The 9,424-nt window shown below is 69.6% G+C and carries 8 protein-coding genes; all 8 read left to right on the top strand.

Annotated features, from left to right (window positions below; genetic code table 11):
* On the top strand, window positions 1-1,625 hold a 1,625-nt coding region (locus Q8Q85_07465), incomplete at its 5' end, for a GMC family oxidoreductase N-terminal domain-containing protein (protein MDP3774094.1).
* A gap of 143 nt (window positions 1,626-1,768) precedes the next feature.
* Window positions 1,769-2,269 carry an RNA polymerase sigma factor gene (locus Q8Q85_07460; GenBank protein MDP3774093.1) on the top strand — a complete coding sequence of 167 codons (501 nt, stop codon included), beginning with the start codon at window positions 1,769-1,771 and terminating at the stop codon, window positions 2,267-2,269.
* Window positions 2,266-2,865 (top strand): methylated-DNA--[protein]-cysteine S-methyltransferase, encoded by a 600-nt coding sequence (locus Q8Q85_07455; GenBank protein MDP3774092.1) that lies wholly within the window; start codon window positions 2,266-2,268, stop codon window positions 2,863-2,865. Before Q8Q85_07460 ends, Q8Q85_07455 begins: the two co-directional genes overlap by 4 nt.
* Before the next feature lie 74 nt (window positions 2,866-2,939).
* The gene (locus Q8Q85_07450; GenBank protein ID MDP3774091.1) at window positions 2,940-3,833 is read left to right on the top strand and encodes a sulfite exporter TauE/SafE family protein; all 894 of its coding nucleotides are present in this window, start codon (window positions 2,940-2,942) and stop codon (window positions 3,831-3,833) included.
* A 25-nt stretch (window positions 3,834-3,858) separates the two neighbouring features.
* Window positions 3,859-5,391, top strand: a complete 1,533-nt coding sequence (gene nrfD, locus Q8Q85_07445; GenBank protein ID MDP3774090.1) for an NrfD/PsrC family molybdoenzyme membrane anchor subunit — start codon at window positions 3,859-3,861, stop codon at window positions 5,389-5,391.
* 2 nt (window positions 5,392-5,393) lie between these two features.
* A complete protein-coding gene (locus Q8Q85_07440; GenBank protein ID MDP3774089.1) occupies window positions 5,394-8,309 on the top strand; it encodes a molybdopterin-dependent oxidoreductase in 2,916 nt (971 codons plus the stop codon).
* A gap of 71 nt (window positions 8,310-8,380) precedes the next feature.
* Entirely contained in the window at window positions 8,381-8,872 is a 492-nt protein-coding gene (locus tag Q8Q85_07435) for a hypothetical protein (GenBank protein MDP3774088.1), read from the top strand.
* Window positions 8,869-9,360, top strand: coding sequence for a hypothetical protein (locus Q8Q85_07430; protein MDP3774087.1), 492 nt, complete (start codon window positions 8,869-8,871; stop codon window positions 9,358-9,360). The genes Q8Q85_07435 and Q8Q85_07430 overlap by 4 nt, the downstream gene beginning before the upstream one ends.
* Window positions 9,361-9,424 lie beyond the last annotated feature (64 nt).

The following is a 9,424-nucleotide window of genomic DNA, read 5'->3' as shown; positions in this document are numbered from 1 at the left end:
TCTGCTACTACGCGTTCCCACGGGACGGCAATGGGCACCCCGCCTGGCGCGCGGCAGGCTACCCGGGGCCTCTCCCGATGCCCGATTCGTTCCCCGCGCCGCTTCGGGTCGAGACGATCGACCGGGACACGACCCTGGAGTGCGACGTGGTCGTGGTGGGATCCGGCGCCGGCGGCGGCGTGGTGGCGGGGCTGCTCGCGGAGGCGGGGAAGAGCGTCGTCGTCCTGGAGAAGGGGGGGAATCCCGACCCGTCCAGATTCACCCAGGTCGAGGGCGAGATGCTCGGCGAGTACTACCTCGACCATGGGCTGCTCATGACCCAGAGCGGCTCGATGCCCATCCTCGCCGGGACTGGCCTGGGCGGCGGCACCATCATCAACTACACCACCAGCTTCCCGCTTCCCGAGAGGGTGCGCGCGGAGTGGGACGCGCGCTCCGGCCTCTCGCTCTTCTCGAGCCCTCGCTTCGTCGAGTCGCTGGCGCGGGTGAGCGCGCGACTGGACGTGAACACGCGCTACTCCACGCCGGGGGTCCGCGACCAGATCCTCGAGCGAGGCTGTCGCGCCATGGGTTGGCACGTGGACCCGATCCCGCGGAACGTCACCAACTGCCTTCAGGGCACCGAGTGCGGGTACTGCGGCTACGGGTGCAGGCACGGTGCCAAGAACTCGACCGCCGCCACCTACCTCACCGATGCGGCTGGGTGCGGCGCGCGATTCGTGGTGCGGTGCGACGTGGAGCGCGTGTTGGAGCAGAATGGCCGCGCCACCGGCGCCGTAGGCCAGGTGCGCACGGCGGACGGCCGCACCGTCACGCTTACCGTCCGTGCCCGGGTAGTGGTGGCGGCTTGCGGGTCGGTGAAGACACCAGGATTGCTGGCGCGCTCCGGACTCACCAATCCCGGCATCGGCCGAGGTCTCAGGCTCCATCCGGCCACGGCGCTGGTCGGCGTCTTCAAGGAGCGGGTGGAGCCCTGGACCGGCGCCATCCAGACCCGCTATTCCGATCAGTTCTCGGACCAGGGCGACGGCTACGGCACGAAGTTCGAGACCGTTCCCGTCCACTTCGCCTTGCCCGCCAGCGCCTTCGGTTGGGAGGGGCCGGCCGCGCACAAGGCGACGCTCGCTCGGCTCTCGCACTCCAGCATCGTGGGCCTGCTGCTCAGAGACCGCGATGCCGGCCGCGTGGCGACGGGCCGCGACGGTATCCCGCGGGTTCACTACGACCTCTCGGACCACGACGTCGGGCACTTGAGATCCGGGCTGCGGGGCGCCGCCGAAGTGTTGGCCGCGGCCGGGGCCACCGAGATCTTCTCGATCCAGCAGCCGCCGGTGCGCGTGACGACGGGCGAGAGCGGTTGGCTGGATCGCCTGTGCGACACGATGGACGGCCGCGGCTACACCAAGTGCCGGATGTCATACATCTCCTTCCACCAGATGGCGAGCTGCGCGATGGGCTCGGATCCGGCCCGGAGCGTGATCGGCGAGACGGGTGAGACGCACGAGCTGAAAAGCCTCTACGTGGCGGATGCGAGCGCCTTCGTGACGTCGAGCGGCGTGAACCCGATGATCACCATCATGGCGATCGCGGACCACGTGGCGCGGGGAATCGCGGAGTCGTGGTGACGATGGGAGACGGGGAGCGGGGAGCGGGGAGCGGTACCTTCGGTGGCCCGTCGCAGCACTCGAATGCCGCGATGGGCACCGGGAGGTACCGCTCCCCGCTCCCCCTTTTTCACGTTCCCCCAGCCTATGGTGTCTCATAACCGATGACATCCAACGAGCGAGCCGCGCATCTCCTGGCTCAATACGGCATCGAGCTGACGCGGCACATCCGGCGCATCGTCCGCGACGACGACGCGGCGCAGGACCTGCTCCAGGAGACCTTGCTGCGCGCCCACCGCGCGCTCACGCGCCTGGGGCCCGGCGCGAACGTGCGCGCCTGGCTGTACCGCATCGCGACCAACACCTCGCTCAACCATCTGAGGTCGCAGGTCCGCGAGCGGCGCGCCCTGGAGCGCCACGCGCGCGAGGCTGACGGCGCGCTGAGCTCGGACACCGACGGACGGACCGAGCGAACGGAGCAGCGGCGGGCCGCGCTGTGGAGCGCAGTCGCGGGTTTGCCGGAGCGGCAGCGGCAGGCGCTCACGCTGCGCATCGCGGACGAGCTGGACTACGAGGAGATCGCGCGGCGGCTGGGCGGTACGGCCGAGGCCGCGCGCGCCAACGTCTATCAGGCGACCAAGAAGCTGCGCCTGGAGGTCGCATGACTACCATCACCGCCGCCGAGCGTCGTGCCGTGGAGCACATCGTCCTGGGCGCGTTCGAGCAGCTGACCGGCCGCCGCGGAGAACCCATGCGCTATTCGATGATGGAGGACACTCCGGTCGGCGTGATCGGACTCGCGGCCGGGGAGAAGGGCCTCCGCCGGCTCGATTTCGTGAAGAACGAGGCGATCTTCGTCGAGCGACTGTTCGACCGGTACGGCGACCGCCCGATCATCAGGTCCGACGATCTCGACGACGTGCGGCGAGCGATGGACCGATACTTCGCCGGCGAGCGGCTCGACTTCGACGTGCGGGTGGACCTGAGCGACGTGTCCGGATTCAGCCGCAAGGTGCTGCGCGAGACGGCGCGTATCCCCGTGGGGAAGGTGCTGACGTACACTGAGGTCGCCGCCCGCGCCGGCAACCCGCGCGCTTCTCGCGCCGCGGGGAACGCCCTGCACCACAACCCGGTCGCGATCGTCGTCCCCTGCCACCGCGTCCTCCGGAGCGACGGTTCCCTGGGCGGGTACGGGGGCGGGCTGCCCGTGAAGGAATGGCTTCTGGAACACGAGGGGGCGTGGTCCGGCGACGCGCGCTGAGGTACGCGGCGACCGACGAATGGTGAGACGAAACCCGAGCGCCGAGGCCCGCGCAAGCGTATGATGTCCTTTTCGTGACTACCGAACTCGAACCCCGGCCGCTGCCCAACCGCGCGCTGGAGGCCATCCTCGAGCCCGCGACCGCGCTCGTCTTCGCCTGGATCGCGGCCGTGTTCCTCGTCCTCCACTCCGACCCGCTTCTCGCCACCCTGGTCGTCCTGGGGGCGGGCGGCGCCTTTCTTGCCGGCCTGGTAGGCGTGGGCGGGGCCATCATCATGGTCCCGCTCCTCGTCTACGTGCCTCCGCTGCTCGGCGTCGGCCGGCTCACCATGCACGACATCACCGGAGTTACGATGGTGCAGGTGCTGGCCGCCGCCGCATCCGGCGTCGCCGGCCACTACCGCGAGGGGATGGTGGACCGCCGCGTGGTGGCCACGCTCGGCGCCGGCATGATGATCGGCTCCCTGGCCGGCGCGGTCAGCTCACGCTGGGTCCGGGGCGACGTCCTCCAAGGCGTCTTCGCGGCGATGGCCGCGGCCGCCGCGATCATGATGATCACGCTGCGGAATCCCGAGCCGTCGCCGGCCGGCGCGGCGCTCGAGCGGTGGCGCAAGCCGCTCGGGTTCGGCATGGCCCTCGTGGTCGGCGTCCTGGCCGGCGCGGTGGGCGCGGGCGGCGCCTTCCTCCTCATGCCGCTCATGCTCTACGTCCTGCGGATCCCGACCCGCGCGGCCATGGGATCGTCCCTGGCCGTCGTGCTGGCCGGCGCGTTGATGGGCGTCGCCGGCAAGCTCTTCACGGGGCAGATCCCGGGGTGGCCGGCCCTGGCGCTGGTCGCCGGCGCGCTGCCGGCGGCGCAGCTGGGGGCCGCCACCAGCCGGAAGCTGCGCGCGACCCAACTGAAGTGGATCCTGGCGGTGATCATCGCGGCGGTGGCCATCAAGATGTGGTGGGACATCCTTCGGTGACGGTGGCGGCGCCGGAGAGTACCCGGTGACCCGCTGGTCCTGGGTCATCGACCAGACCAAGTGCATCGGCTGCCACGCCTGCACCACGGCCTGCAAGTCCGAGAACGATGTGGCCGTGGGCGTCTTCCGCACCTGGGTGAAGAACGTGGACGTCGGCACGTTCCCCGAGGTGCGGCGCCACTTCGCGGTGCTGCGATGCAACCACTGCGAGGACGCGCCCTGCGTCGAGATCTGCCCGGTCACCGCCATGCATCAGCGGCCCGACGGCCTGGTGGACTTCGACGAGGACCTCTGCATCGGCTGTAAGGCGTGCATGCAGGCCTGCCCGTACGACGCCATCTACATGGACCCCGACTCGAACACCGCGGCCAAGTGCAACTTCTGCTCGCACCGCGTGGACGTGGGCCTCCTGCCCGCGTGCGTGGTGGTCTGCCCGGTGGAGGCGCTCATCTTCGGCGACCTGGACGACCCGTCGAGCAAGGTGAGCCGAGAGCTGGCCGAGAAGAAGGTGACGGTGCGCCGACCCGAGCAAAGGACGAAGCCGAAGGCGTTCTACATCGGCGCGCACGAGGCGACGCTGGACCCGCTCGCCGCGCATCACGAGGACCTGTACATGTGGGCGGAACGGCGGCATGACGGCAGGACGGTAGGCCGACCGGGGCACCGCGATGCCCAGGTACCGCCCGGCCGCCCGGCCGCGCTGCCCGCCCGGGTCTCCTACGACGTGCCGCGCCAGCGCACCTGGGGATGGAAGGTCTCATCGTACATCTGGACCAAGAGCCTGGCGGCAGGCGCCGCCCTCGTTCTGGCGGTCGCCCGCATCGCGGGATACGACCCGGGCGGGCCGGTGCTCAGGTGGTACGCCCCGCTTGCCGCGGTGTTCTTCCTGACGCTCACGGGCGCATTGCTGGTCGCCGACCTCAAGCGGCCCGAGCGTTTCTGGATGATCCTGGTCCGCCCGCAGTGGCGGAGTTGGCTCGCGCGAGGCGCTTTCGTCATCACTGGCTTCGGCGCGTGCCTGGTCGCGTGGATCGCCGCGAGGTGGCTCGGCGCTGAGCGGGTGCTGGACTTTCTCGCCTGGCCGGTCGCGGTGCTCGCGTTCATCACCGCCGTCTACACGGCGCTCCTGTTCGCCCAGTGCGAAGGGCGAGACCTGTGGCAGAGCCCGGTCCTGTACTTCCATCTGGCGCTGCACGCGCCGGCAGCCGCCCTGACGGCGCTCTTCATCGCGGCGCCGGCACTCGGCGTTGCCCAGAAGACCTCGCCCTTCGCGCCCTGGTTGTCAGCCGGCCTCGGAGCGCTCGCCGTGCTGGCGCTCGTTGACGCCTATGGCTGGCACCCCACGCCCAACGCCTCGGCGGCGGCCCGCGCCCTCGGGCGCGGCCGGTACGCGGCACTCTTCCGCGCGTCGCTGATCGGCGGATTCGCGCTGCCCGCGGCGCTCTTCCTCATCGGCCCCGTCGCTCTGTTCCCGCTCGCCGGCGCACTCGCGCTGGCGGGCCTCTGGCTCTACGGACACGCCCTCGTCCTCGCCGGCCAAGGACCACCGATCTCATGACCATGACCGACGCACCGGCGCACGGACGCACGGACGCGCAGGCGCACCGACGCACGGACGCACCGGCGGCGACGTCGAGCCTCCATCCCGCCGACCACGGACGCATGCAGAAGGGCTTCAATGCGTTCCCGCCCGAGGAGCGCTGGACCGACTGGGTCGAGGGCGGACGGCACTACAGCCTCGTCGCGACCACGTGCTTCAACTGCGAGGCGGCGTGCGGGCTCCTGGCCTACGTGGACCAGGAAACGCGGGTCGTGAAGAAGTTCGAGGGCAACCCACGCCACCCCGGCAGCCGCGGCCGCAATTGCGCCAAGGGCCCCGCCACGCTGAACCAGATCCACGACCCGGAGCGCATCCTCTATCCGCTGAAGCGCGCCGGCGCGCGCGGCGAGGGCAAGTGGGAGCGCGTCAGCTGGGACGAGGCGCTCGACGATCTCGCGGCGCGCATCCGCAAGGCGATCGTCGAGAACCGCCACACCAGCGTCATGTATCACGTCGGGCGGCCGGGGGAGGACGGCTACACCGAACGCGTGCTCGCCGCGTGGGGGATAGACGGCCACAACAGCCACACCAACATCTGCTCCGCCGGCGCGCGCGCGGGCTACGCCTTCTGGATGGGCATGGACCGGCCGAACCCCGACCACTCCAACGCGAAGTGCATCCTCCTCATCTCCGCGCACCTGGAGAGCGGCCACTACTTCAATCCCCACGCCCAGCGCATCATCGAGGCCAAGCAGCGCGGAGCCACCATCATCGTGATGGACCCGCGCCTCTCCAACACCGCTACCCACGCCGACCACTGGCTGCCCACCTACCCCGGCAGCGAGACCACGGTTTTGCTGGCGATCGCGAACGTCCTTATCCGCGAGAAGCTTTACGACCGCGAGTTCGTTAGGCGGTGGGTGAACTGGGAGGAGTACCTGACGGAGATGGGGAGCGGGGAGCGGGGAGCGGGACCTCAGGGTGCCCTCGACTTCCAGCGGTTCGAGGCGGAACTCGAGCGGCTCTACGCGGACTTCACGCCCGAACAGGCCGAGGCCGAGTCCGGCGTGCCAGCGGCGACGGTCGTCGAGGTGGCGCACGCCATCGCCCGGGCAGGCTCCGCGTTCAGCGCCCACACCTGGCGCGCCGCCGCGGCCGGCAACCTCGGCGGCTGGATGACGGCTCGGTGCCTCTTCTTCCTCAATGTGCTCACCGGGTCCGTGGGCACGCCTGGCGGCACCATCCCGAACAGCTGGACCAAGTTCGTTCCCGCGCCGCACGCGCGGCCGCCGCACCCCAAGAATTGGAACGAGTTGACGTGGCCCAAGGAGTACCCGCTCGCCTTCTTCGAGATGAGCTTCCTGTTGCCGCACTTCCTCAAGGAAGGCCGCGGCACGCTCGACGTCTACTTCACTCGCGTCTACAACCCGGTCTGGACCAATCCCGACGGATTCACGTGGATCGAGGTGCTGCGCGACGAGAAGCTCATCGGCCGCCACGCGGCTCTGACACCCGTCTGGAGCGAGACCGCGTGGTTCGCCGACTACGTGCTGCCGGTCGGCCTGGGGAGCGAGCGCCACGACCTCGCGAGCTTCGAGACCCACGCCGGCAGCTGGCTGGGTTTCCGGCAGCCGGTGCAGCGCGCGCTCAAGGAGCGGCTCGGCGAGCCGGTCACCGACACGCGAGACACCAACCCAGGCGAAGTGTGGGAGGAGAACGAGTTCTGGATCGAACTGTCCTGGCGCATCGACCCCGACGGCGCGATGGGCATCCGGAAACACTTCGAGTCTCCGTACCGGCCGGGGCAGAAGCTCGGCATCGACGAGTACTACCGCTGGATCTTCGAGAACTCGGTGCCGGGGCTCAAGGAAGCAGCGGCGGTCGAGGGGCTCCAGCCGATGGAGTACATGCGGAAGTACGCCTCGTTCGACGTGCCGTCACCGGCCTACGGGCGCCACGAGCAGAATGTCCCGGCGGACGAGATGGCCGAGGCGGTTGTGGACCAGACCACGGGCCGCGTCTACACCGCGAAGGCCGCGCCGCCGTCATCCAACATCGTACCTATGCCCGTTCCCCCCTCCGACGCGCAGGGTCGGCGCGCCGCGGGGGTCATGGTGGATGGCGCGCCCAAGCGCGGCTTCCCCACCCCGTCCGGCAAACTCGAGTTCTACTCATCCACGCTCGCGGCGTGGGGCTGGAAGGAAGTCGCGATCCCGACGGTGATGGAGAGCCACGTGTCGCCCCGGCAGCTCGACCCGTCGAAGAGCGAGTTCGCGCTGGTGCCGACGTTCCGTCTGCCGATCCTGATCCATACCCGGTCTGGGAACGCGAAATGGCTGAACGAGATCGCGCACAGCAATCCGCTGTGGATAGCCACCACGGACGGAGAGCGGCTCGGCGTGGAGGTCGGCGACCTCGTTCGGGTCGAGACCGAGATCGGGCACTTCGTCGTGCGCGCGTGGGTGACGGAGGGAATGCGGCCGGGCGTGGTGGCCTGCTCGCACCACATGGGCCGGTGGCGCGTGGCGGAGGAGTCGGGGACGGACCGCTGGAGCTCGGCGTTGGTGCGCCTCGAGGAGCAGGGCGATGGGAAGTGGCGGATGCGTCGGCTCCACGGCGTCGAGTCGTGGACGAGCGACGATCGCGATAGTTCGCGGGTGTGGTGGCAGAGCGCCGGCGTGCACCAGAACCTGACCTTCGCGGTGCATCCCGATCCGGTGAGCGGCGCGCACGCGTGGCACCAGAAGGTGCGGGTCAGGCGCGCCGAGGCGGACGACCAGGAAGGCGACATCGTGGTGGACACGGCGAAGAGCCACGAGGTCTACCAGGAGTGGCTGAAGCTGGCGCGGCCGGCGCCGGGCCCCGGAGGCATGCGGCGGCCCTACTGGCTGCTCCGGCCGCTTCGGCCCTCGCCCGAGACATACCGCATCACCTAAATACGTATCGCTTCAATACTCAATTGCCATCGGCGCTTGACAAATAGGTATTGTTGCGATACTTATTTGACATGACCTTGGGCCAGTTCGCCGTCGCCGTCGCCGCCACACCGCGCTGGGTGCTCAACGCGCGGTCGCGGCTCAAGGTGCGGCGCGCCTATTCCGAACCGCTCGCCCGTCGCCTGGCCCTCGCCCGCTTTCTCGCCGAAGGCTCGGGCATGCCGCTCCTCGACGCCTGGCCACTGGCGGGGGAGATCCTCGCGGGAACCGAAATGACCGGCACCTGGAGCCGAGAGTCGCCGGGCGGCGTCACTCTCTGCGTCGAGCTGCCGCGGTTCTTCACGACCTACGGGGCCAACCTCGCGCTCGCGATCAACAAGTATGGTGAGCGCCTGCGCGGCCGCCGGAACCGGAAGAGGAAGAGCGCCGTCCAGCGGGCGAAGGAGTACGGGGTGGACGTAACGCTCATCGACTCCGCGTTGCGCAGGAATCCCGAGGAACGGCTCAGGATGGTGAGTGAGGATATGGCGTTCCTGAGCGAGATCCGAGGAACGCTACGATGACGATGCGCCTCCCCGAGATCCTGGCGGGATTGAATGCGGCCACGATCCGCTATGTGGTCGTGGGAGGCCTGGCTGCCAACGTCCACGGCTCGCCGCGCATCACCGCGGACGTAGACATCTGTTACGAGCCGACGCCTGAGAACCGCGAGCGACTTGCAGGAGTTCTGGCCGGCTGGAACGCCTACCTGCGCGGAGTGGAGCCGGAACTTCCCTTCTGGATGGACGCGCGAACGCTACGAGATTGTCCGGTGCTGACCCTGACGACCAGTTTCGGCGATCTCGATGTGATGGATCGGGTCGCGGGCGTTGGCGAGTACTCGGCTGTCGAGGCGGCGTCGGTGCCGGCCTCGCTCACGGGCGTTCCCGTGCGGGTGCTAGCGCTCGACGCGCTGATAGCTTCCAAGAAGGCCGCCGGTCGTCGCAAGGACCTCGAGGCGCTTCTGGAGCTCGAGGCCCTGCGCGAGGAGCGCCGCCGCCGCGGCATCTAGCCGGGAATGCCGCGCCGTTCGAGATCCGCGAGCACGTCGAGCGCGCCTGGCATGGGGCCGGCGT

Source organism: Gemmatimonadales bacterium, from assembly GCA_030697825.1.
In the GTDB taxonomy this organism is placed as follows: domain Bacteria; phylum Gemmatimonadota; class Gemmatimonadetes; order Gemmatimonadales; family JACORV01; genus JACORV01.
This window is presented reverse-complemented; position numbering and strand designations above follow the sequence as displayed.